The organism is Pseudomonas sp. AC229 (assembly GCF_979254655.1).
Genome location: NZ_CEEDHK010000004.1, coordinates 39656 through 63703 on the forward strand (window position 1 = coordinate 39656; position 24048 = coordinate 63703).

At 62.7% G+C, this 24048-nt stretch carries 17 protein-coding genes; 7 read left to right on the forward strand and 10 right to left on the reverse strand.

From position 1 onward, the window contains the following. Positions 1-182 precede the first annotated feature (182 nt). Together amaA and amaB are read right to left on the reverse strand one after the other, a co-directional pair. Positions 183-1466, reverse strand: a complete 1284-nt coding sequence (gene amaA, locus AC0IW7_RS06800) for an L-pipecolate oxidase (RefSeq protein WP_471816625.1) — start codon at positions 1464-1466, stop codon at positions 183-185. A 124-nt stretch (positions 1467-1590) separates the two neighbouring features. Further along, complete coding sequence (gene amaB, locus AC0IW7_RS06805) at positions 1591-3081, reverse strand: L-piperidine-6-carboxylate dehydrogenase (RefSeq protein ID WP_471816626.1); 1491 nt, start codon at positions 3079-3081, stop codon at positions 1591-1593. A 147-nt stretch (positions 3082-3228) separates the two neighbouring features. On the opposite strand from amaB, the gene AC0IW7_RS06810 reads away from it, so the two are divergent. Both AC0IW7_RS06810 and AC0IW7_RS06815 read left to right on the forward strand, forming a co-directional pair. Then, positions 3229-4116 (forward strand): LysR family transcriptional regulator, encoded by an 888-nt coding sequence (locus tag AC0IW7_RS06810; protein ID WP_122451558.1) that lies wholly within the window; start codon positions 3229-3231, stop codon positions 4114-4116. A 105-nt stretch (positions 4117-4221) separates the two neighbouring features. Further along, positions 4222-5241 (forward strand): 2-oxoadipate dioxygenase/decarboxylase family protein, encoded by a 1020-nt coding sequence (locus AC0IW7_RS06815; protein ID WP_471816628.1) that lies wholly within the window; start codon positions 4222-4224, stop codon positions 5239-5241. Between the two features lie 141 nt (positions 5242-5382). Here the strand turns inward: AC0IW7_RS06815 and azu are convergent, their stop codons facing one another. Next, positions 5383-5832: an azurin gene (gene azu, locus AC0IW7_RS06820; RefSeq protein ID WP_471816630.1), complete on the reverse strand. Its 450-nt coding sequence runs from the start codon at positions 5830-5832 to the stop codon at positions 5383-5385. 367 nt (positions 5833-6199) lie between these two features. Between azu and AC0IW7_RS06825 the strand changes: the two genes are divergently transcribed. Both AC0IW7_RS06825 and AC0IW7_RS06830 read left to right on the forward strand, forming a co-directional pair. Continuing rightward, on the forward strand, positions 6200-6787 hold the full coding sequence (locus AC0IW7_RS06825; protein ID WP_471816632.1) for an LOG family protein: 588 nt from the start codon (positions 6200-6202) through the stop codon (positions 6785-6787). A 91-nt stretch (positions 6788-6878) separates the two neighbouring features. Then, positions 6879-7043, forward strand: a complete 165-nt coding sequence (locus AC0IW7_RS06830) for an MPN domain-containing protein (protein ID WP_163016470.1) — start codon at positions 6879-6881, stop codon at positions 7041-7043. 18 nt (positions 7044-7061) lie between these two features. Here AC0IW7_RS06830 and AC0IW7_RS06835 read toward each other — a convergent pair whose 3' ends face one another. From AC0IW7_RS06835 to AC0IW7_RS06860, 6 genes are all read right to left on the reverse strand, one after another. After that, positions 7062-8177 (reverse strand): SO2930 family diheme c-type cytochrome, encoded by a 1116-nt coding sequence (locus AC0IW7_RS06835; protein ID WP_471816634.1) that lies wholly within the window; start codon positions 8175-8177, stop codon positions 7062-7064. Next, positions 8174-9415: a parallel beta-helix domain-containing protein gene (locus AC0IW7_RS06840; protein WP_471816636.1), complete on the reverse strand. Its 1242-nt coding sequence runs from the start codon at positions 9413-9415 to the stop codon at positions 8174-8176. Before AC0IW7_RS06840 ends, AC0IW7_RS06835 begins: the two co-directional genes overlap by 4 nt. Positions 9416-9808: 393 nt before the next feature. Then, positions 9809-10696 carry a transglutaminase family protein gene (locus AC0IW7_RS06845; protein ID WP_463384047.1) on the reverse strand — a complete coding sequence of 296 codons (888 nt, stop codon included), beginning with the start codon at positions 10694-10696 and terminating at the stop codon, positions 9809-9811. Next, positions 10696-13182, reverse strand: coding sequence for a circularly permuted type 2 ATP-grasp protein (locus tag AC0IW7_RS06850; protein ID WP_471816638.1), 2487 nt, complete (start codon positions 13180-13182; stop codon positions 10696-10698). Before AC0IW7_RS06850 ends, AC0IW7_RS06845 begins: the two co-directional genes overlap by 1 nt. A gap of 118 nt (positions 13183-13300) precedes the next feature. Then, positions 13301-16597: a transglutaminase family protein gene (locus AC0IW7_RS06855; protein ID WP_471816640.1), complete on the reverse strand. Its 3297-nt coding sequence runs from the start codon at positions 16595-16597 to the stop codon at positions 13301-13303. A 481-nt stretch (positions 16598-17078) separates the two neighbouring features. Next, positions 17079-19397, reverse strand: coding sequence for a YgiQ family radical SAM protein (locus AC0IW7_RS06860; RefSeq protein ID WP_463384765.1), 2319 nt, complete (start codon positions 19395-19397; stop codon positions 17079-17081). A gap of 226 nt (positions 19398-19623) precedes the next feature. Between AC0IW7_RS06860 and AC0IW7_RS06865 the strand changes: the two genes are divergently transcribed. Further along, positions 19624-21516, forward strand: coding sequence for a diguanylate cyclase domain-containing protein (locus tag AC0IW7_RS06865; protein WP_471817006.1), 1893 nt, complete (start codon positions 19624-19626; stop codon positions 21514-21516). A 96-nt stretch (positions 21517-21612) separates the two neighbouring features. Here AC0IW7_RS06865 and alr read toward each other — a convergent pair whose 3' ends face one another. Further along, positions 21613-22686, reverse strand: a complete 1074-nt coding sequence (gene alr, locus AC0IW7_RS06870; RefSeq protein ID WP_471816641.1) for an alanine racemase — start codon at positions 22684-22686, stop codon at positions 21613-21615. A 180-nt stretch (positions 22687-22866) separates the two neighbouring features. Here alr and AC0IW7_RS06875 point away from each other — a divergent pair, with 180 nt between their 5' ends. Both AC0IW7_RS06875 and AC0IW7_RS06880 read left to right on the forward strand, forming a co-directional pair. Further along, a complete protein-coding gene (locus tag AC0IW7_RS06875; protein WP_471816643.1) occupies positions 22867-23232 on the forward strand; it encodes a VOC family protein in 366 nt (121 codons plus the stop codon). A 51-nt stretch (positions 23233-23283) separates the two neighbouring features. Next, positions 23284-23985 (forward strand): helix-turn-helix transcriptional regulator, encoded by a 702-nt coding sequence (locus AC0IW7_RS06880; protein WP_471816645.1) that lies wholly within the window; start codon positions 23284-23286, stop codon positions 23983-23985. Positions 23986-24048: the final 63 nt, after the last annotated feature.

Here is a 24048-nt window from a genome sequence, read left to right on the forward strand (position 1 = left end):
CTAGTGCAGCGGTTCGGCATTGCCGGAAGCAGGTCGCGTTTCGGGTGGAAAACGGCACATAGCTGTACTGGTCGGGAGTCAATGGTGGGCTGGGGGTCGCCTACATTCTGCTTTTAAAAGATCAAATGCATCGCGGCTAATCGGAATGCCGCCCAGCCGCTCCTACAGGGTTCGGGCCGTTCTTAAATCACTACTCGCAAACATTGCCCTGCGTGGTACAGCGAGAAGCCGAGTTCGTACAACCCGCTGCGCAGGCCGGGCGCGCTGATGCCGTTCATGGGCTGGAACGGCATGGGCAGCGCATCACGCGAGCCAGTGAGCAAATAGTTGGCGAACGCGCGGCCAACCGCCGTGCCCGTGGTCACGCCGCGACCGTTGTAACCGGTAACAGCCACCAACCCCGGCGCCGGCTCGAACAGGCGCATGAGGTGGTCGGGGGTAAAGGCGATGGTGCCGGTCCAGGTGCATTCCCACTCCACGTTCCCCAATTGCGGAAAGTAGAACTGTTGAATGCGGTCGGCCCAGGCGCGCACGGCCCACATCGGTTTGTTGACGGCACTGCCGAGGCTGCCGAGCAGCAGCCGGCCGTCGGCGTCGCGACGAATACTGCTGAGCACCTGGCGGGTGTCCCACGAGCCCTGGCCGCCCGGCAAAATACTGTCGGCCGCCGCACCGCTGAGGGGCACCGAGGCCACTTGGTAATAGCCGCCGGGGAAAAAGTTACGCCGCAGCTCCGTCCATTCGCCCTCGGTGTAGGCGTTCGAAGCCAGCACCACTTTCTCGGCAAGCACCGAGCCTTTGGCCGTGGCCACTAACCAGTCCGCGCCCTGACGCTCCAGCCGGGTAACGGGCGAGTGATGAAACAGCTGCCCGCCAAGCCCGACCACGGCCCTGGCCAACCCGCTGACATAACCCATGGGATTGACCGTACCGGCGCGGCGATCAAGCAGCGCCGCATCGATGCGTTTGGTGCCGGTGGCGGCGTGGCAGGCCGCGCCGGTGATCATTTCCACCGGCGCGCTGCGACGCACCCATTGCGCACAGCGGCTTTGCAAATCGGCCGTGCCGCTGGCGTTGTGGGCCATGTGTAAGGTGCCCTGGCGTTGGGCCTGGCAGTCGATGGCGTATTTATCGATCAGGGAAAACACCAGCGACGGCGCGTTCCCCATCTCCGCCACCAGCTTGCTGCCGACGGCCTGACCGAGTCCGGCTTCGACGTCATCGGGCGCGATCCACATGCCGGCATTTACCAACCCGACGTTGCGCCCCGAACCGCCGTGGCCGGTTTCGTGGGCCTCGACAATGGCGACGCGTTTGCCTTGTTCAAGCAGGTGCAGCGCTGTGGATAAGCCGGTGAAGCCGGCACCGATCACACAGACATCCACCTTCAAATCACCCGTCAACGCCTCGGCTTTCGGGCGCTGCGCGGTGACCTGTTCCCACAAACATGCTTGCTGTAACGGCATAGCAAGACCTCGGACCAAAATAGGAAAGCGCGCAGGGACGACGGGACAGCTTCGCGATCAGGTGGAGACCGCGTTGCGGCATTCGCCAGCAAGCTGGCTCCTACAGAACGGAGCGGCGTATGAATCAGTCGAAAGTGATGCCCTGGGCTAGCGGCAACTCACGGGAATAGTTAACGGTGTTGGTCTGCCGACGCATATAGGCGCGCCACGCATCCGAGCCGGACTCGCGACCGCCGCCGGTTTCTTTTTCGCCGCCAAAGGCGCCGCCGATTTCCGCACCGCTCGGGCCGATGTTGACGTTGGCGATGCCGCAGTCGCTGCCCACAGCCGACATAAACTGCTCGGCTTCACGCACGTCGGTGGTGAAGATGCAGGACGACAAGCCTTGCGGCACGTCGTTGTTCAGGCGGATGGCGTCGGCGAAGTCGCTGTAGGTCAGCACGTAAAGAATTGGCGCGAAGGTTTCGTGGCGAACCACGGCGCTCTGCTCGGGCATTTCCACAATGGCCGGGGCCACGTAGTAGGCGTTGGGGAAGGTGTCTTCGAGTTGGCGAGCGCCGCCGAACACCGTGCCGCCTTCTTGCTTGGCCTGCTCCAGCGCGGCTTGCATGCCGTCGAAGCTTTGCTTGTCGATCAGCGGCCCGACCAGATTGCCTTCCAGCGGATGACCGATGCGCACGTTGGCGTAGGCGGTTTTCAGGCGCGCGACAATTTCGTCTTTCACCGATTCGTGGGCGATCAGGCGGCGCAAGGTGGTGCAGCGCTGGCCGGCGGTGCCGATGGCGCTGAACAGAATGCCGCGCACGGCCATGTCAAGGTCGGCACTGGGCGCGAGGATCATGGCGTTGTTGCCGCCCAATTCCAGAATCGAACGGGCAAAGCGCGCCGCCACAATCGGCGCCACTTCACGGCCCATACGCGTGCTGCCGGTGGCGCTGATCAACGCCACGCGACGGTCCTGCACCAGCGCTTCGCCAGCTTCCCGGGCACCGATGATGACTTGGCTGAGGTGGGCCGGCGCATCACTGAATTGCTTGGCCACGCCGTCGAACAACGCCTGGCACGCCAGAGCGGTGAGCGGGGTTTTCTCCGACGGTTTCCACACCACCGAGTTGCCGCACACCAAGGCCAGCGTGGTGTTCCACGCCCACACGGCAACCGGGAAGTTAAACGCGCTGATTACGCCGACCACACCCAGCGGGTGCCAGGTTTCACGCATGTGGTGGCCGGGGCGCTCGGAGGCGATGGTCAAGCCATAAAGCTGGCGCGACAGGCCGACGGCGAAGTCGCAGATGTCGATCATTTCCTGCACTTCACCCAAGCCTTCCTGGGTAATTTTGCCGGCTTCCCACGACACCAACTCGCCCAGCTCGGCCTTGTGCGCGCGCAGCGCTTCGCCGAATAAACGGATCAACTCGCCGCGACGCGGTGCCGGCACCTGGCGCCAGGCCTGAAAGGCGGCTTCGGCCTGGCCGATCTGCGCCTGCACAGAGGCGGCATCCTGTAGCTCGACCGTGCCGATCTGGCTGCCGTCGATAGGTGAATGCACCGCGTGGGCGCCCTGTTGATAACGCGACGGGGCAACGCCCAATTTGTTCAGCAATGCAGCAACCATGTCCGGCACCTTTTAACCAACGGGTGAAATGTGATGGCAGCAGTAATAGCCGGCTCGCCTGCGCGCAACAAACGACCTTTACTCCACACATCATTCCGTTTAGTAATGCCAAACCCTCAATCGCCCGCCGCCGGACCGACTACCGCCATGCTCAAGCGCCACATGCCATCGCTGACCGCCCTGCAATGCTTCGAAGCGGTGGCGCGGCACCTGAGTTTTACCCGCGCCTCGGAAGAGCTAGCGCTCACGCAAAGCGCCGTGAGCAAGCAGGTGGCGCAGTTGGAAGAGGTGGTGCAGCACTTGCTGTTTCGCCGCGTGCGCCGAAGTTTGCAACTGACCCCGGCCGGCTCGTTGTACCTGGCCGAGGTGCGCAAAATTCTGACGCAGGTGGAAATGTCGACCCACTACCTGCGCTCCTATGGCGGCGAAACCGAGGTGCTGCGCGTGGCCACCTTGCCGACCTTCGGCGCGCGCTGGTTGGTGCCGCGTTTGAAAGGCTGGCGGCTGCGTCATCCGAATATTCACCTGGACGTGCGCAACGAGCTGGAGCCCGACGAACTGGCGCAGGGCCTTAGCGACGTGGCGTTCTACTTCGGCCAGAGCGCTCGCCCGGGTGCCGAATGCGTGCGCTTGTTTGGCGAGGAAATGGTGCCGGTCTGCGCCCCAAGCGTGTTGCCAGCCGAACCGTTTACCGATCCCACCCAACTCACCGACCTGGTGCTGCTGCAAAACGCCACCCGCCCGGAAGCCTGGCACGAGTGGTTTCAAAGCCAGGACCGACACACCGAGCACAGCTACCACGGCCCGCGTTTCGACAGTTTTTACATGTGCATTCGCGCCGCCCAGGTCGGCTGCGGCGTGGCGCTGCTGCCGCGCTTTCTGGTGGAGGAAGAACTGGCCGAAGGCAAGCTGGTGATCCCGTGGCAACACAGCCTCACCAGCAACAGCGCCTATTACCTGGCGTACGCTGAACACGCCGCCGAAGTGCCAAAAGTGCGCGACTTCGTGCGCTGGATTCACGAGCAGATCGACTAAGCCGCGAATACGAATTTATGGAATGAACCCGGCAGTTTTTTTCGCTTGTCGCTCGCTGTATCGACAGGTTTGATAGCCACACGATATAGCCCAAGAGCCGCCGCCATGTCCCGTGATGCCCACTTGTTCCAGCTTGTCGCTGCCACCCTCGGCGAGGCCGCCGCCGAGTGGGTGTTTGCCCATGTCGCCATTCCCGAAGGGTTGGCCGGCTTCGCCAACACCGAGCAACAGCTGCACCGCGTGTGGCTGGCGGAAGCGCTGAACCTGAGCCTGTTCCATAAACTGGTGGAAGCGGTGCCCAACGGCCGGTTGTATGTAGAAGAGCAGCGCCAAGACGGCCGCCAGGTGGTGTTCGACCACGGCGCCATCCGCACCGTCGACTGGCCCGAGAACGGCGCTCTGCCCCGGGGCCGCCATGCCTTCACGCGCTTGCTGGAACCGCTGGGTTTTACCGATGTGCGCACGTATCCCCTGACCAAACTGAAAATGACCGGCTACGCCTACCGGCAGATGGACCTGCCCGCCGACATCGCCCAGTTCTTTGTCTCGGAACTGCACCCAGGCCGGTTCAGCGAAGCCTTTCAGCAGGCCGTCACCCGCGTCTGCGAAACCAGCCGCGACCCACTGACCGCCGAGCACCTGGCCACGCTGCGCACCTTGCGCCAAACCCGCCATTGCACCGTGGCCGCCGCCCTGCACTTGCTGCCCGCCCTGTACCAAGCCTTCGACTGCCAGCACGCGACGGTTCAGGAAAGTGATTACCAGGCGTTGCTCAGCGAAAGCGCGGAAATGGCCTGGATCGCCACCGAAGGCAACCGCTTCAACCACCTCACCGACCGCGTAAGCGACCTGCAAGCGGTGGTCGACCACCAGCGCACCTTGCAACGACCGATGAAAGACAGCATCGAAACCTCCAGCTCCCGCCGCGTCATGCAAACCGCCTACAAAGCCGTGCAAGTGCACCGCGACTTTATCGACGCCCACGGCAAAACCGTGCAGCGCACCGTACCGGGTTCGTTTGTGGAATTTATTCAGCGGGAAGTGGATGAAGAGACGGGCGAGTTGGACCTGCATTTCGACAGCAGCAACGCCCAGGGCATCTTCAAAATGACGGATTCGCGGTAGCGCCCGAAGCTGCTTTTTTATTGTAGGAGCGGCTTTAGCCGCGATGCTCTTGAAGCTAAGAGCATCGCGGCTAAAGCCGCTCCCACAAAAAAACGGCGCTAAGCCTTCAACGCCGTATGGCCGACGACCAGAAAGCCGTCCTTAGTCAACCAAGGTCACAGCGCCTTTCATCATGCTGGAGTGGCCCGGGAACGAGCAGAAGAACGAATAATCGTCGCCCGCTTTCAGTTTGCTCACGTCAAAACTCACCGAGTCTTTCTCACTAGCACCAATGATTTTGGTGTGGGCAATTACGCGGTCGTCGCCGGCTTTCAGGTAGTTGGCGTCGATACCAGCACCCATGCCGTCGCCGGTTACGCCAGCCATTTCGGCGGTTTTGGCGATGACCAGGTTATGGCCCATGACGTTTTTGGGCAGCGAACCGCTGTGGGTCAGGTTTACGGTAAAGGTTTTGCAGCTTTTGCTGATTTTGATTTCTTTGGTGTCGTAGCTCATCTGGTCAGTGGAGTCGACGGTGACGGAGCAATCGGCGGCGAATGCCTGAAGGCTGGCCAGCGAAAGTACGGAAGCGAGTGCGAGCTTGCGAAGCATGGTGAACTCCTTGGCAGGGTGGGCAATGCGCCCGGTTTAACAGTGACGAACAGGTAGTACGTGTTTAAACAGACGGTTGATAACACAGTCGAGTTCAAGCAAACGCGAGGCAAAAAGCCGCACGGCCAAGGTGCTATGGCGCTCATCGAAACAATTAAACGGCTCAAACGCTCGGCGTTACGTAGCCTAAGCGCTCATTCGACGAGGCGCTTGCCATGACATTCAACGACCTGATCCGCAGCCTGCTCGCTGCCTACGCCTGTGGCGCCAGCGGTACGTGCGCCGATGAACTGCGCCACGTTTAAACCTTGGTGAGCGCGCCGTCAGCGGCTACCCTGTGGACGCATTTTTGTCTGTGGAGTGGCTTATGTCGTTGCGTTCGCTGTGTGTGTTCTGTGGTGCCAGCCCGGGGGCCAACCCGGTTTATACCGAAGCGGCGGTGAATCTGGGCCGTGCCTTGGCCGAGCAAAACATCCGCCTGGTGTACGGCGGCGGTAAGGTCGGCTTGATGGGTACGGTCGCTGACGCGGCACTTGCGGCCGGCGGCGAAGTAATCGGCATCATCCCGCAATCGCTGAAAGACGCCGAGATCGGCCACACCGGCCTCACCCGCCTGGAAGTGGTGGACGGCATGCACGCACGAAAAGCGCGAATGGCCGAACTGAGCGACGGTTTTATCGCCCTGCCCGGCGGCCTCGGTACGCTGGAAGAATTATTTGAAGTCTGGACCTGGGGCCAACTCGGCTACCACAGCAAGCCGTTGGGCCTGCTGGAAGTGAACGGCTTCTATGCCAAGCTCAATGACTTTCTCGATCACCTGGTGGCCGAACGCTTCGTGCGGGCGCCGCACCGGGAGATGCTGCAAATCAACGAGTCACCCACCGACCTGATTGCCGCCATGGCGGATTGGAAACCTTCGGTCGCGCCCAAATGGGTAGACCGCACGCCCACCTGACACCTTCAGCCAACTGCCTGGCCCACTGCGCAAATCACTGCGCGTGGGCTTTACTCAAAGGCAATGCGCACCGACACCAGCAGAGGACTTTATGGCCAAACCCAATTACAACTTCGCCAAGCAACAGCGCGACCTTGCCAAAGAACAGAAGAAAGAAGAGAAGCGCCAGCGCAAACTGGCCCACGGACAAGCCGAGCAGCCAGAAGAAAGCGCTGAGCCAGACACCGACGCAGTCGACGACAAGCCCAGCGAGTAACCTGCCCGCTCGCGCCGGTCAGCAACCGCCCTCCAGGCTGGCAATCCAGCGCGTGAGCATCTCCACCCCTTCGCGATGAACCACTGAGCGCCCCAGCTCGGGCATCATCACGCTGGGGTCGGTGCTGTCGATGCGGTAGATCAGCACCGACTCATCCGGCTGGCCCGGATGAATATCCACCAAGCGATTCCCCGACCCTTTCCCCGCCGCCACCGGCTGCTTGCAGATGCCACTGTGAATGCCCGTGGCCGTCGCCAGATTGAGCATCAACCCCGACGTCCGCGCTGGCCCTTTCGGGTTGTGGCAGTGGGCGCAGTTGGCATCGAGGTAGCTGCGCGCTTGTTTCTCCAGGGTTTCCCCCGCACGCGGATGGCCCCACAGCGCGTTCTGCGGCACGCCCGCCAGTTCGGCCGGCAAGCCGCTGAGCAGGCCCTTTTGCTGCCAGTGCTGCAATTGGTTAGCGGTGCCGTCGGCGTACGCCACGTCCTTGTTCAGATGCCGGGCTTTCGGTCCCAGCGGATTGATGCCCTGGCCATGGCTTTCCTCATGGCAGCCGGCGCACTGGTTGGCATCTGGCACTTCGTAGCCCACGGCCAGGGTTTGCCCGGCGTCGTCGAGCAGGCTCAGGCTTTGGCTGTCGCCGGCCAGTTCCAGGTGTGCTTCCTGTTGTTTCTCGTCCCACACATACGGCAGCGCCACCCAGCCGTTTTTCTGCTTGAGCAAAATGCGCGTTTCCACCAGATGCACGCGGGCCAGGGTCAGGCCGGTGCTGGGGTCGCGGTCGTCCTGGTTGTTGCGGCGCAGGCGGCCTTGTTCATCCTTGGGGTAGTAAAAGGTTTTGCTCAGCACGGTGCCGACGGGGAAGTCGAAATGCTCCTCGCCATACGCCGCCGCTTCGCCCTTGGGCATCCACACGGTGCGCATCTTGTGCGCGTAATCGGTGAACAGCGGCGTATTCAGGTCATACGGCGTGACCTCAGCGACCGGCTGCAAATGCCCGTCGCCGAGTTTCAACATGCCCCACTCACTCAGGGTTTGCGGGTAGTTCTCGCCTTCGGGCAAGTACAACGGTGCCGACTGCTTGGAGCACGCCGCCAGCAGCAGCGCGCCCGCCAACACAAACCATGCCTTCATGCACCCTGCCCCGCTTTGGCCGAGGCCAGTTCGATGGCCGGCAGTTTCGGCAGGCTGCAGGTGTGGCTGCTCATGTCGGAACTGATGTTTTTGTAGCCGTTGGGGGCATCGACGTTGAGCAATTGCGCGGCGCCGTTATCGACGCAAATCGCCAGATCAGGCGGCAGCTTGCCGTTTTTGACTTTATCGACGTTGACGTAGCCGTCCCAAAGAATGTCCGGCAGGCGCCCACTGAGGCCGAACTGGCTGATGCGCAGCGCTTTGAGTTCGAGGTTGTCCGGGCTGTCGCCGCCTGGGCCAAAGCGGTTGCCGTAGATGTAGATGCTTTCTGGATACGGGTCGAAGCCATCGGCGGTGGAGAGGTTGGTGTAGCCGGTGCTGAAGTAGCTGCTGACGATCAGGTTGGCGGTTTTATGCTCGCCAATATCGTTGTCGAAAATTTCCACCTGATCGTTGGAGTTGATCACCACGCCGGAGCCCGCCGGCACGCTCGCGACGGGCGTGCCCTTGTGGCCGAAGTTGTCGTGGTTATTGCCCTGCACCTTGTTTTTGTACACCCGGGTGGCGCGCCCGGCCTGCTGCAGGTTGGGCATGTTGAACACCAGAATGCCGCCGGTGTTGCCAGTGGCGACGTTGTCGTAGACGTCGGCGCCGATGGTGTTTTCGATTTCGATACCGGCCACGTTCTTCTCCGCCCGGCTGTTGCGCACCACCACGTTGCGCGACTGGCCGACGTAAATGCCGGCATCCGATGCACCGATGGCCACCACGCCGTCCACCAGCACGTTTTCGGTTTGCACCGGGTAGATGCCGTAGGCGCCGTTCTCGGTCGCCGGGCCGCCCGTCCATTCGGTGCGCACGCGGCGGATGATGATGTTCTTGCCGCCGACGACTTTCAGCGAATCGCCTTTGGTGTCTTCGAAGGCCAAGTCTTCGATGGTGAAATCGGAGGCATCCACCAGCAGCCCTTCGGCGCCGCTTTTCTGACCTTTGAAACTGAGCACGGTTTTGTCCATGCCCGCGCCTTTGATGGTCACGCCACTGGCCTTGAGGCTCAGGCTGCGATCGAGCTGATAGGTGCCGGCGGGAATGTCGATAACGTCGCCGGCCTTGGCCTTGATCAGCTTGGCTTGCAGTTCTTTCTGGAAATCAACGTGGGTCACCGCCGGTTTCTCCGGCTCGCCGCACGCGGCCAGCAACACGGAAACGGCTAATACAGACAAGGTGGCGATACGCATGGCGGGCTCCGCTAGGCTTTTTGTGAGTTTTTGTTTCCTACAGAGTTGGCACTATAGTTCCACATAAAATAAAAACCAAGGCCTACGTGGATTGCGGAAAGGCCTGACTTGACCGAATGCCTCGAACAAAACACCCGTCATCCTCGCGCACGCGGGGATCCAGGCGCGGTGATTGTCCAAGCAACGCCGCTCGGCTCAAGACTCTGGATTCCCGCGTGCGCGGGAATGACGGTGGGTGGAGGGAGAGTGAGCCAGGCCGGGCGGCCGACAGCGCTTGCGGCTCGCACACGCGAACACCTGTAGGAGAGGCTTTAGCCTCGATGCTCTTCAACCATCAAGAGCATCGAGGCTAAAGCCTCTCCTACAAAAAGCATCCAGAACCTGCGATTGGCCTTACAGCGGAATTACCGTCACCTGCACGTCAGGATCATGGCTTCCGCCTCCCAAAATCACACCACGCAGCGGTGAGACGTCGGAGAAGTCGCGGCCTCGGGCGAGGCTGATGTGTTCCAGTGCCGGGCGCACGTTGTTGGTGGGGTCGAAGTCGACCCAGCCGAGCGTCGGGCAATACACGGATACCCACGCGTGGGAGGCGTCGGCGCCGATCAGGCGGGGTTGACCGGGCGGCGGCTGGGTGAGCAGGTAGCCGCTGACGTAACGCGCCGCCAAACCGCGCGAGCGCAAGCAGGCGAGCATCAGGTGGGCGAAGTCTTGGCACACGCCACGGCGCCGCTCCAGCACTTCCACCAGCGGCGTCGCCACCTGGGTGGCTTCGGCGTCAAAGGTGAATTCGCGGAAGATTTTTTCCATCAGCGCCTGCACGCCAAGCAACAGCGGGCGGCTGGGCGGAAAGCAGCTGTCGGCGTAGTCGGAGAAGGCTTTTTTCAAGCGCACATACGGCGACTCGAAGCAGAAGCGGCAGGCGTCGAGCACCGCGTCAGGCTTGGGTTTGCCGTTGTAGGTGAGCACGCTGCGGGTGTGGTCCCAGGCGGGCGATTGGCGAAAATCCAGCGCCGGTTGCTCGCGCAGTTCCACCACCAGGCGGGCATTCACTTGCAGCTCGTCGTGGGGCCGTTCGAAGGCCAGGCGGGTAACCGGGTTACCGAATACATCCTGCTCATCGCGGCGGCTGGTGGGCTCCGGGTTGATGTGCAGCTCTTGCTCCACGCAAATCTGCCAGGGGCTCGGGCGCGGCCACAAATGCGCCAGTTGTTGGGCCAGCGACACCGGGCTGTCGTAGCGGTAATGGGTGTCGTGAAGAATCTGGTAGCGCGCGCTCATTACACCGACACCGTTTGCTTGCTGACGTCATCGACATGGGCGAAATGGCGCAGCGCTAAGCGGTCCGAGGCATGGCCGGCCGCTTCTGATACCTGCTTGAGCAGCACCACCAAACCGTCCAGCACCGCCCGCAGACTGGTCACGCCAAACAACTGGTTCTCCAGGCTGCCGAGGTCGAATGCCGCCAGGCGCTCAGCCAACAGCGACAGCCCGACTTCGCGCGGCGCGGCGAAATCTTCGTTAAGGCGACTCAGCGAGCGCACGGCCAGCCGCAGTTGGAACAGCACGGCGTGGGGGTTCTGCTCGTCGAGCAAGAGCAAGTCCAGCACGGGAATCAACTGCGGCACCGCCATGTAGCGCGACCGGTAGGTGATGCTGCTGTTGCCCAGCTCCAGCAGCCATTCCAGGCCGACCTGATCGAACACCGCCACGCCATGAAGAAACTCGGCCAGGCTGCTGCTGAGAAATTGCAGGCGCTCGATTTGCCGGCCCACCATCAAAAAGCGCCAGCCTTCGTCGCGGGTCATGTCGTCCAGGGCAAACCCCGAGAGCGCGGCGAGTGACATTACCAAGCGGTTGAGAAAATCCAGCAGCTCGCCGAAGTCGGGTTTTTCGCTGTCGAGAATCTGCGCGTCGTGTTGCAGCTGCACCAGCGCTTGCCAGTTTTCCCGCGAAAGCTTGCCGCGCACTTGCGAGGCCGCCCACTGCAAGCGCAGCAGGTTGGCGCGCAGGCTGGCGGGCCAATCCGGGCCCATCAAAGCGACCAGCAAGCGGTCGTGCAGGTCGCCGGCTTCGGGCAGCAGTTTCAGGCTTTCGGCCAATTCCACCGCCGCTTGCAGCGCCAGCGGATCGTCGCCCTCGACATAGCGCGCCAGCATGATGCGCAGCAGTCGCGCGCTGTCGTCGCAGCGCTCGCAGTAGCGGCCAAACCAGAACAGGTTTTCAACGATGCGCGACGGCAGATACGGGTCGCGCCGCACCAAGCCGAGGCCGCCGAGGTTCTTTGGATTGGGCTTGGTTTCCCCGCCCGGCGCCGGCTCGCCCAGCACCCAGGTGTCTTTGCTGGCACCGCCGCGTTGCATCGACACCACGTCGGCGTCGGCCTCGGTGGCCACCCGCGTCAGGCCGCCGGGCAGAATGCGATAACCGTCGGCATCGGCCACGGCGTACACGCGCATGCCAATGGCGCGCGGCTGTAACTGCCCATTCTCCGGCTGCCACACCGGCGCCTGCGACAGCTGCGCCAGTTCCTGCGCCACATAGGCGTAGGGGCGTTTACGAATGCGTTTGGCCAGGGCGTCGCGCTGCGCTTGGCTGAGGTCGCGACCAAACACCGGGGTGAAACTTTGCGACGGGAAGGCCGGTTTGATCAGCAGCTCCGGCAGTTTTTCCAGCGCCTGCTCCAGCACCGGCTCTTCGCCGCACCACCAGGTGGCAATAGAGGGCAAGAGCAAATCTTCGCCGAACAAATGCTGATTGATCTGCGGCAAAAAGCCGAGCAAACCCGGCGACTCCAGCACACCGCTGCCCAGCGCGTTCGCCACCAGCACGCGGCCTTGGCGCACCGCTTCGAGCAGCCCCGGCACGCCGAGGGCGGAGTCGGTGCGCAGCTCCAGCGGGTCGCAGAAGTCGTCGTCCAGGCGGCGCATGATCGCGTGCACACGGCGCAAGCCGCTGAGGGTTTTCAGGTACACGGTGGCGTCGCGAACCGTCAGGTCGCCGCCTTCTACCAGCGGATAACCGAGCTGGCGCGCCAGGTACAAATGTTCGAAGTAGCTTTCGTTAAAGCGCCCCGGCGTCAGCAGCACCACCAGCGGCACCTCGCCGTCGGTGGGCGCCTGGCGGGCCAGGGTTTCTTGCAAGGTGCGGAAGAAGGCGTTGAGGTGCTGAATTTGTAAATCGCGGTACAGCTCGGGAAACGCCCGGGAAACGATCTGCCGGTTTTCCAGGGCATAACCCGCACCCGACGGCGCCTGGGTACGGTCGGCCGTGACCCACCAGCGGCCATCGGGCGTGCGCGCCAGGTCCACGGCGTACACATGCAAATACGTGCCATCCGGCGGTTCGACGCCTTGGCACGGCCAGAGAAAATTGTTGTGACCGAAGATCAATTCTGCCGGCAGCAAGCCCTTGGCGATCAGGGTTTGCGGGCCGTACAGATCGGCCAATACGCTGTTGAGCAGCTTGGCGCGCTGGGCGATGCCGGCGGCGATTTTCTGCCATTCATCAGCGGGCAGAAGATGGGGCAGCAGGTCCAATTCCCACGGCCGGTCGGCGCCTTTGGGGTCGGCGTAGACGTTATAGGTCACGCCGTTTTCCTGAATTTGTCGCGTCAGCAACGCCTGGCGCTGGGCCAGTTGCAGCACGCTGCTGCGCTGCAATTGGTCGAACAGCCGCCGCCAATGCGCGCGCAGGTTGCCCTCGCTGTCGAGCATCTCGTGGTAGCTACCCGGTGTCAGCCGGTACAGGTCTAGCAGGTCAGGCATGTAACGCTCGGCAGACGACAGGAAATCAGAAAGTACCGCTCAAAAGCGTAGCGCAGCCCGGCAATATCACCCATGGCGCGCCACCTGCTCTGGGCGGCGCTTGCCGTGGGCAAACCGGTCAGCGTCGATGCAGGCGCAGGTCCAAGGTCATCGGCAGCTCATCGTTGATCTGCAACGTCGGCACCGACAACTGCCCGGGGTTATGCCCAAGGCGGAAAAAACGCGCCATGCGCCGGCTTTCCGCTTCGTTGGCGTTCACCGGCAGGGTCTCGTAATTGCGCCCGCCGGGGTGGGCGACATGATACTGACAACCGCCCAGCGAGCGCTGCATCCAGGTATCCAGCAGGTCGAACACCAGCGGCGCGTGTACGCCAATAGTCGGCTGCAGCGCGTTGTACGGCTGCCAGGCGCGAAAGCGCACGCCTGCAACGAACTCGCCCACACGCCCGGTCGGCTGCAACGGCACCGCCACCCCATTGCAGGTGAGCAGGTAGCGCTGCGGCGGCAGGCCGTTGATTTTCACCTGCACGCGCTCCAGCGAGGAATCGACATAACGCACCGTGCCGCCGCCACCGCCCTCCTCGCCCAATACATGCCACGGTTCCAGCGCCTGCCGCAGTTCCAGCTCGATACCGGCCACGGCGTAATCACCGATTTTCGGGAAGCGAAACTCCAGATGCGCGTCGAACCACTCAGCGCGCAGCGGATAGCCGGCGTTGTTCAGGTCGACGATCACGTCGGCGAAGTCTTGCTGGATAAAGTGCGGCAGCAGGAAGCGGTCGTGCAGCTCGGTGCCCCAGCGCGCAAGCTTCGGCGGCGCATAGGGTTCACGCCAGAAACGCGCCACCAGCGCACGCAGCAATAGTTGTTGGGTCAGGCTCATGCGCGCATGGGGCGGCATTTCGAAACCGCGCAGTTCCAGCAAACCGAGACGGCCGCTGGCGCTGTCGGGCGAATAGAGTTTGTCGATGCAGAACTCGGCGCGGTGGGTGTTGCCGGTCACGTCGATCAGCAGGTTACGCAGCAGGCGGTCGACAATCCACGGTGGGCATTCTTCGCCCGGCGCCGGCATTTGCGAGAAGGCGATTTCCAGTTCGTAGAGCGAGTCGTTGCGCGCTTCATCGATGCGCGGCGCCTGGGACGTCGGGCCAATAAACAGCCCGGAAAACAGGTACGACAACGACGGATGATTGTGCCAATAGCTGATCAGGCTGCGCAGCAGATCGGGGCGGCGCAGAAACGGCGAGTCGGCCGGCGTGGCGCCACCGAGCACGAAGTGGTTACCGCCGCCGGTGCCGGTGTGGCGGCCGTCGATCATGAATTTCTCAGTGGTCAGCCGGGTTTGCCGCGCTTCTTCGTAGAGGAACTCGGTGCGCTCAACCAACTGCTCCCAGCTGGACGAGGGCTGCACATTCACCTCAATCACGCCGGGGTCGGGCGTGACGCGGAAGTTGCCCAAACGCGGATCGCTGGGCGGCTCGTAGCCTTCGAGCAGCACCGGGCAATGCAGCTCCTCAGCGCAGGCCTCGATGACGTTGACCAACGTCAGGTAATCCTCAAGCGCGGCGAGCGGCGGCATAAACAGGTACAAACGCCCGTCCCGCGCTTCGGCGCACAGGGCGGTGCGCGTCAGCCAATGGGCCGACTCGTCGACCTTCGGCTCACGTCCATCCGTCGTGGCCGGCGTCTCCCCGCGCTCGGCCGGCAACACGCGCAGCGCATCGCTGGACGGCAATTCGGCGAAGCTCTGATTCGGGTCGGGCACATGCACAAACGGAAACTCCGCCGCCTTTACCCACGGCTGCGATGCCAGCGGCAAGCGATAACCCATGGCCGAGTCGCCCGGCACCAGCCGGCAATGCTCGTCGCGCAAATACCAGCGCCCGCTTTGCCAGGCGTCGCCGTCTGCGGTGCGGGCCAACGGCAGCACTTGGCCGACGACTTTATCCAGGCCCTGAGCGAAGACTTTTCGCAGCCGCGCGCGCTCCATTTCATCGCTCAGGCGCGAATCTTCGGCGCTGACGTTCTTGGGCAGCGCGCCTTCGCGCCAGAGGTAATAGAAATTGTCTTCGTAGGCGGGAAACACGAACTCGCCGGGCAGTTGCAGACGCTCGGCCACGCTGGCGAGGAAGCGCCCGGCGAGCGCGCCATCGGCTTCGTAGTTCTGGGTTTCATCGGCGACCAGCGCCGGGTTGTGCCAGATCGGCTCGCCGTCGTGGCGCCAGAAACAGTTCAGCGACCAGCGCGGCAGTTGCTCGCCCGGGTACCACTTGCCCTGGCCGAAATGCACCAGGCCTTTGGGCGCGTAGCGCTTGCGCATGCGCTGGTACAGCTCGGCGGAGAGTTTGCGTTTGTTATCGCCCAGCGCATCGGTGTTCCACTCGGGGCCGTCGGGGTCGTCGATGGACACAAACGTCGGCTCGCCGCCCATGGTCAGGCGCACATCGCCTTCGAGCAGGTCGTGATCAATCTGCCGGCCGAGGCGCTCGATCTCCAGCCATTGCTCCTCGGTGTACGGCTTGGTCACGCGCGGCGCTTCCCAGATGCGCTCCACCGACATCTCGTGGGTGAACTCGGCCTCGCACGGCTCCACCACGCCACTGATGGGCGCCGCCGAGGAAGGCTCCGGGCTGCACGCCAACGGAATATGGCCTTCGCCGGCAAACAGGCCGGATGTTGGGTCGAGCCCCACCCAACCGGCGCCGGGCAAATACACCTCGCACCAGGCATGCAGGTCGGTGAAGTCCACGGTGGTGCCGCTGGGGCCGTCGAGGGCTTTGACGTCGGCGGTCAGTTGAATCAGGTAGCCGGAAACGAACCGCGCCGCCAGGCCGAGGCTGCGCAGAATCTGCACCAGCAACCAGGCCGAATCGCGGCATGAGCCGGAGGCATTGACCAGGGTTTGCTCAGGCGTTTGCACGCCGGGCTCCATGCGGATCAGGTAGCTGATGTCTTGGCTCAGGCGCTGGTTCAGGGCGACGAGGAAATCAATGGTCGGCAGCGGCTTGCGCTCGATGCTGGCGACGTAGGCGTCGAATTTTGTCGTGGGGTCGAGGGTCGCCAGGTACGGCGTCAGCTCGCGCTTTTCATCGGCCGAATAGGTGAACGGAATTTTTTCGGCGTAGGGCTCGAGGAAGAAATCGAACGGGTTGAACACCGCCATTTCGGCGACCAGATCGACCTCGATGCGCAGCTCGGTGGTTTTCTCCGGGAACACCAGGCGCGCCAGGTAATTGCCCTGAGGGTCTTGTTGCCAATTGATGAAGTGCTTTTCGGGCAGCACTTTCAGCGCGTACGAGAGCACGCGCGTACGGCTATGGGCCGCCGGGCGCAGACGCACAATTTGCGGGCCAAGGTCTACCGCACGGTCATAGCGGTAATGGGTTACGTGGTGCAATGCGACATGAATCGACACGGCGTGCCTCCTGCGAGCCTTGGCGGGCTGTGAGCCGCGCAAGACTTATGCCAGCCAGGGCGGAGCCGGTGGTTTCGCTACCCGTCCCTGCACCCCGGCACCAAAATCGCGCCAGTGGCGATGCGTGGGGCAGAGGATCGCACGTAAACGGGGCGGGCGTGATGCTTAGGACGCGGCAAAGGCTCTGCAAGCCCAGAATGTTCAGCCGAACGCAGAGATGGCCGGCGAGACAATCAGAACCCACTCAAAAGCCCCTCTCCCCTAGCCCCTCTCCCGCAAGCGGGAGAGGGGAATGGATCGGGGAGGTTTCGAGAACTAAATCGGATCTCTCCGCCGTGGAGACGCTGTCTCAGAATCCGCACGCATCTCTGCCCCCCTCGCCCGCTTGCGGGAGAGGGGCTGGGGGAGAGGGCCGGGGCAGACTCGGTCACATACAAAAACGCCAACCCGAAGGTTGGCGTTTTTTGTTCATGCACAAGCCTCAGCGCGGAAACACAGGCTGCCGCGCCGGCTTCTTGCCGCCTTTGCCGCCCTTACCCTTGCCGCCTTTGGCCGCGTCGTGACGGGCTTTAGCGTCTTCCTTGCTCTTGGCAAACGCCGCCGCTTTGGCTTGCTCACGTTTGTCCCACGGATTGCCGCCGTCGCTGGCGCGCGGGGGCAGGCCGGTGTGCTGGGTGAGGATTTTGGTTTCCTTGGCCACTTTATGGCTGCCGGCCGGCGTCGAGTTTTTCCGCCGAGCGCTCTGGTAGCTGTCGGTAGCCGGCTGGTGCAGCGGAATGAGCTGGTTCTTGCCCGGCCCAATCAAGTCGCCACGGCCCATGCGCAGCAGCGCTTCGCGCAACATCGGCCAGCCTTTGGGGTCGTGGTAGCGCAGGAAGGCTTTATGCAGGCGGCGCTGCTCTTCGCTTTTAACGATGGTCACGCCGTCGCTCTTGTACGTGACTTTGCGCAGCGGGTTTTTGCCCGAGTGGTACATCGCCGTGGCGGTGGCCATGGGCGAGGGGTAGAACGCTTGCACCTGGTCGGCACGGAAGCCGTTGCCTTTGAGCCACAGGGCCAGGTTCATCATGTCTTCATCGGTGGTGCCCGGGTGCGCGGCGATGAAGTACGGGATCAGGTACTGCTCTTTGCCCGCCTCTTTCGAGTACTTCTCGAACATGCGCTTGAACTTGTCATACGAGCCAATGCCCGGCTTCATCATCTGATTCAGCGGGCCTTCCTCGGTGTGTTCCGGGGCAATTTTCAGGTAGCCGCCGACGTGGTGCGTGACCAGTTCTTTCACATATTCAGGCGATTCCACGGCCAGGTCGTAACGCAGGCCAGAGGCGATCAGAATTTTCTTCACGCCGGGCAACGCGCGGGCGCTGCGGTATAGCTGAATCAGGCTGGAGTGGTCGGTGTTCAGGTTCGGGCAAATGCCGGGGAACACGCACGACGGCTTGCGGCACGCGGATTCGATTTCCGGGCTCTTGCAGGCGATGCGGTACATGTTGGCGGTCGGCCCGCCGAGGTCGGAAATCACGCCGGTGAAGCCTGGCACTTTGTCGCGGATTTCTTCGATCTCGCGAATGATCGACTCTTCCGAGCGGTTCTGGATGATGCGGCCTTCGTGCTCGGTAATGGAGCAGAAGGTGCAGCCACCAAAGCAGCCACGCATGATGTTTACCGAGAAACGGATCATGTCGTAGGCGGGAATTTTCTCTTTGCCATAGGCCGGGTGCGGCACGCGCTGGTACGGCATGCCGAATACGTAATCCATTTCCTCGGTGGTCATGGGAATGGGTGGCGGGTTGAACCACACATCCACTTCGCCATGCTTCTGCACCAATGCGCGGGCGTTGCCTGGGTTGGTTTCCAGGTGCAGCACGCGGTTGGCGTGGGCGTACAGAACCGGGTCGTTGCGCACCTTTTCCATGGACGGCAGGCGGATCACGGTTTTGTCGCGGGTCATGCGCGGGCTGGCCAGAATCTGCACGACTTTGGCTTCTTCCGGGTCTTCAACCGGGCCCTTTTCCTGCTCGATGGCGCAGGCCTGGGTGTCTTGCGTGTTCACGTACGGGTTGATGATCTTGTCGACCTTGCCCGGACGGTCGATGCGCGTGGAGTCGACTTCGTACCAGCCCTGGGGCGTGTCGCGGCGAATAAACGCGGTGCCGCGCACATCGGTGATGTCTTCGATTTTCTGCCCGTACGACAGGCGCTGGGCCACTTCGACGATGGCGCGCTCGGCGTTGCCGTAGAGAAGAATGTCGGCGCTGGCGTCGATCAGAATCGAGTTGCGCACGCGGTCTTGCCAGTAATCGTAATGCGCGATGCGGCGCAACGAGGCTTCGATACCGCCGAGCACGATGGGCACGTTTTTGTAGGCTTCTTTGCAACGCTGGCTGTACACCAGGCTGGCGCGGTCCGGGCGTTTGCCGGCCAGGCCGCCAGGCGTGTAGGCGTCGTCGGAGCGAATTTTCTTGTCGGCGGTGTAGCGGTTGATCATCGAATCCATGTTGCCGGCCGCGACGCCGAAGAACAGGTTCGGCTCGCCGAGCTTCATAAAGTCGTCTTTGGACTGCCAGTTTGGCTGGGCAATGATGCCCACGCGAAAGCCTTGCGCTTCCAGCAGCCGGCCGATGATCGCCATGCCAAACGAAGGATGATCCACATACGCATCACCGGTGACGATGATGATGTCGCAGGAATCCCAGCCAAGCTGATCCATCTCTTCCCGGCTCATCGGCAGGAAAGGTGCAGGCCCGAAACACTCGGCCCAGTACTTTGGATAATCGAATAGCGGCTTGGCTGCTTGCATGGGGGAACCGTATGGCAGTTGCATGGAAAATCGCGGGCGCGGAATATAGCACAAAAAATGTACAGAATCCGACTGTGTCAGTCAGCTACTGGCCGATGGATCAAGAAAGTCGCTCAAGCCCTGTCATCAATTTCCGATACTGATAGCTATACTCGATCCAGTTTTAATCGCCCGGCCGCAGCGCTTGGCTTCAAGGAGTTATGCGGTGCGGCTGAACATTGTGCGGATGTGCCTGTATGCCTTGTTGACCGTGTGCGCTGCCCACGCGTCGGCGGCGGCGCCCATGCTGCTGGACCGCAGCAGCAGCGGGCAATCGCTGAACGGGCAGATTGAGCTGCTCGAAGATGTCGGCGCCACGCTGAACATTGCCGACATGGCCAAGCCCGACATTCAACAGCGTTTCGTGCCGGCCAACGGCAAGGCCAGCGTCGGCCAGAGTCGCAACCCGTGGTGGATTAAAGTCACCCTGCAACGGCGCAGCGATGCACCGCCGCTGTGGTGGCTTGAGATCGGTTCTGTCACCCAACTGAACATGCAGCTCTACCTGCCCGGCCCGCACACCGGTTGGCAACAGCGCCAGAGCGGCGAAGTGGTGAATTACGCCGAAGGTCGCGACTACCCGTACCGCCGCACGTTGTTCAAGCTGCCTGAGCTGGGCGACGAACCGCTGACCTTTTATTTGCGCAGCTACGACCCGGCGGGCAATTCGTTTCCGCTGAAGGTCTGGCAGCTCGATGATTTGAGCCAACTGGCCGCCACCGAAAACATCGGCCTGGGGCTGATCTACGGGGTCATCACGGCGCTGCTGCTGTACAACCTGTTTATCTTTTTCAGCCTGCGCGATGCGGCGTACTTCTGGTACGTGCTCGCCACCGGCGGCGCCCTGCTGTTTATCGTCAGCATGACCGGCCACGGCTTCCAATACCTGTGGCCCAACCACCCGGTTCCGGTGTGGCTCGACCGCATTGTGCTGCCCTCGCTGTGGGGCATTTTCGCCACGCGCTTTACCCAAACGCTGATGCAGACCAAGCGCTATGTGCGCTGGGCCCATCACCTGCTGAACCTGGCGTGCGTGGTGTACGTGGTGGCGATTGCGCTGGACGTTGCCGGACAGCGCGGCACGGCGGCGTGGATTATTGCGCTGCTGTCGTTCACCAGCATTCCGGCGGCCTTGGGCGCGGCGTTTATCCGTTGGCGGCAGCATTACTTCCCGGCGCTGCTTTATCTCTGCGGCTACGGCCTGATTCTGGGCAGCACCGGCTTGCTACTGCTACGCACGACGGGCGTGGTGCAACCGGCTGGCTGGAATGCGTACGTATTTCCGCTGGCGGTGGCGGCGGAGTCGATCTTGTTTTCCTTCGCCCTCGCCTACCGCATCCAGACCCTCAAGCAAGACCGCTCCACAGCGCTGCAACAAGCCGACCGCGAGAAGACCGCGCGCTTGTCGCAGATACAAGCCAGCGCCGACGAGCTTCAGCGTGCCGTGGAAGTGCGCACCGCCGAACTGGCGCAGGCCAACCAGCAACTGCGTGAACGCGAGCAAGCCCTGCAACACGCGGCCTTTCACGACCCGCTAACCGACCTGCCCAACCGCCGCTACCTGATTGAGCGCGTGGAAACGGCGTTGGCCGACGCCAGCCGCCGTCACGAGTCTGTGGCGCTGTTGCTGGTGGACCTCGACCACTTCAAACCGATCAACGACCGCCACGGCCACGACGCCGGCGACCTGATGCTGCGCACCATTGGCCAGCGCCTGCGCGAGCATGTGCGCAGCAATGACATGGTGGCGCGACTGGGCGGCGACGAATTCGCCATCGTCATCAGCGGCCCGGAAGCCGAGCAGCACGCGCAGGAAATTGCCGTGCGCTTGCTGAGCGAACTGGCCAAGCCGGTGCTGTATGGCGCGAACAATCTGGCCGTGACCATCAGCATTGGCGCAGCGCTGTTTCCGCAACACGCCAAGCAATTCGCCGGGTTATACAAGGCGGCGGACGAGGCGCTGTACCAGGCCAAGAGCCAAGGGCGCTCCGGCTGCATCATTCGCGGTAAGGATGGCTCGCTGACGCCGGAGCAGTGCCTGTTTCTGGATGTGCTGCAGGTGCCGACGGGGTTGGTGTAAGGGGTCCGCTAAGTTGGGTGCGGCTGGGCGGCATGCCGATCAAGCGCGATGTGGTTGGAGAGCATCGCGGCTGAAGCCGCTCCTACAGGGGCGGGGTTAGTTGTGATAGCGGCGCGGCACGCGGCCGGTCACTTTGGTCAGCAATTCATAGCCAATGCTGCCGCAGCGCTGGGCCAGTTCATCCACGGGCAGTTGCGCGCCCCACAATTCCACCGCATCGCCCACCTGCGCGCCGGGCACGTCCGTTAGGTCGATGCTGAGCATGTCCATCGACACCCTGCCCGCCAACGGCACGCGCTGGCCGCGCACCACCACTTCGGTGCCGGGCGGTGCGTGACGCGGGTAGCCGTCGGCGTAGCCGCAGCTGACGGTGCCAATCAGCGAGGGCCGCTGGGCGATCCAACTGGCGCCATAGCCCACGCTTTCGCCGGCCGGCACTTCACGCAGGGCGATCACCTGTGCGGTGAGCGTCATCACCGGCTGCAATCCCAACTCCTTGGCGCTTAGCTCGGCAAACGGCGTGGCGCCGTAGAGCATGATGCCGGGGCGCTGCCAGTCCATATGCGCGGCGGGAATGGTCAGCAGCGCGGCGGAATTGGCGAGCGAGCGCTGGTCGAAGTCGAGATCAAGAAGACTCAAAAACTGCTCGACCTGCTGCTCATTCAGCTCATGGCCGCGCTCGTCGGCGCAGGCGAAATGACCGAGCACATTGAGCTCGGCCACGTTCGCGGTGCCTGCCAGACGGCCATGCCATTCGCGCAACTCGGCGACCGAGAAACCCAGGCGGTGCATGCCGCTGTCGAGCTTCAGCCACACGTTCAGCGGCTGCGACAAGGCTGCTGACATCAGCGCCTCGGCCTGGGCGGCGTTATGCACCGCGACGTCCAGATTTAACGCGGCAGCCTGCTCGTATTCAGCCGGCTCGAAACAGCCTTCCAGCAGCAACACGCGCGCCTGCGCATTCACCTCACGCACGGCGTGCGCCTCTTCCAGGCAGCACACGGCGAAACCGTCTGCGTGCGCCAGCGCTGCCACCACTTCGCGCACGCCATGGCCGTATGCATTGGCCTTGACCACGGCGAACGCCTGCCGCCCCGGCGCGCAGCGATGGGCGACGGCATAGTTATGGCGCAGGGCGGCGAGGTCGATGGTGGCGATTAACGGACGCATAGCAGGCTCGGCAGCATGGAAAAAAGGGACGGCAGTTTAGCCCAGCACGGCGCAGAAATATCGGCGCAGGCTACTGACAGAATGCTGTCAGTAGCCTCCTCGTAAAGTGCTCGCCAGCAGCACGCAACGGCGCCCCGCCGACGGCTGCCGACTCCCTCAATACGCCAAGGAATGAATGCCATGAACGCCGTGAACTGGTTTGAACTCTACGTCAGCGACTTCGACCGTGCCCACACCTTCTACCAGCGCGCGCTGGATATCTCGATGCCGATTGTCGATGGGCCGATGTCGCGTATGGGCATTTTTCCCGGCGAAGAAAACGGCGGCGTCGGCGGCTGCGTGTGTGCGATGGCAGGTATGCATCCGGGCACGGGCGGCACGCGCGTTTACCTCAATGTGGAAGGCCAACTCGACGCCGTGCTGGACCGTGTCCCCAATGCCGGCGGCGTCATCCTGCAGCCCCGCACCGAGATCGCGCCGCACGGTTTCATTGCCTTGATTAAAGACAGTGAAGGCAATAGCGTTGGGCTGCACAGCGTGTCCTGACGTTTAAAACATCGCGGCGTTGGCCGCGATGGCCCACCACCGAGACCAGCCATGAGACGCGCCGACCGCCTCTTCCAGATCGTGCAGTTTTTACGCAGCCGCCGCCTGACCACGGCGCAGTGGCTGGCCGAACGGCTGCAGGTGTCGGTGCGCACCATCTACCGCGACATTCAGGATTTGTCGCTCTCCGGCGTGCCGCTGGAGGGCGAAGCGGGTGTTGGCTATGTGCTGCGCCAGCCCATGGATTTGCCGCCGCTGATGTTCGAGCGCGAGGAGATCGAAGCGCTGATGATCGGCGCCAAAATGGTCAAAGCCTGGGCCGACCCGGCCCTGCAACGTGCGGCCGAATCGGCACTGGCGAAAATCCACAGCGTGCTGCCGGGCGACCTGCGCAGCGAACTCAACCGCCACAACCTGTTCGCCCCCGAAACCAACCTGTACCCCGTGCATTGGCTCGGCCAACTGCGCCTCGCCATCCGCCAGCAACGTAAGCTCCAACTGAGCTACAAAGACGAAAAAGGCCAGAGCAGCGAACGCTGCATCTGGCCTTTGGGGCTGTTCTTCTGGGGGCAGACCTGGACGCTCTGCAGCTGGTGCGAACTGCGCGGCGCCTTTCGTAATTTCCGCGTTGATCGCCTGGATACGCTGACCGATACCGACGAACACTTCGAATGTGCCGACGGGCAGCGGCTTGAGGATTACCTCGCGCCGTATGTGGACGCGGATTTTATGACGCCGCGTTATAAGGCGTAGGGGTGGGTTCGCGGTGAATGTTGCTAGTGACTGCGATTTTGGCGAGCACCGCGCGACGCAGCC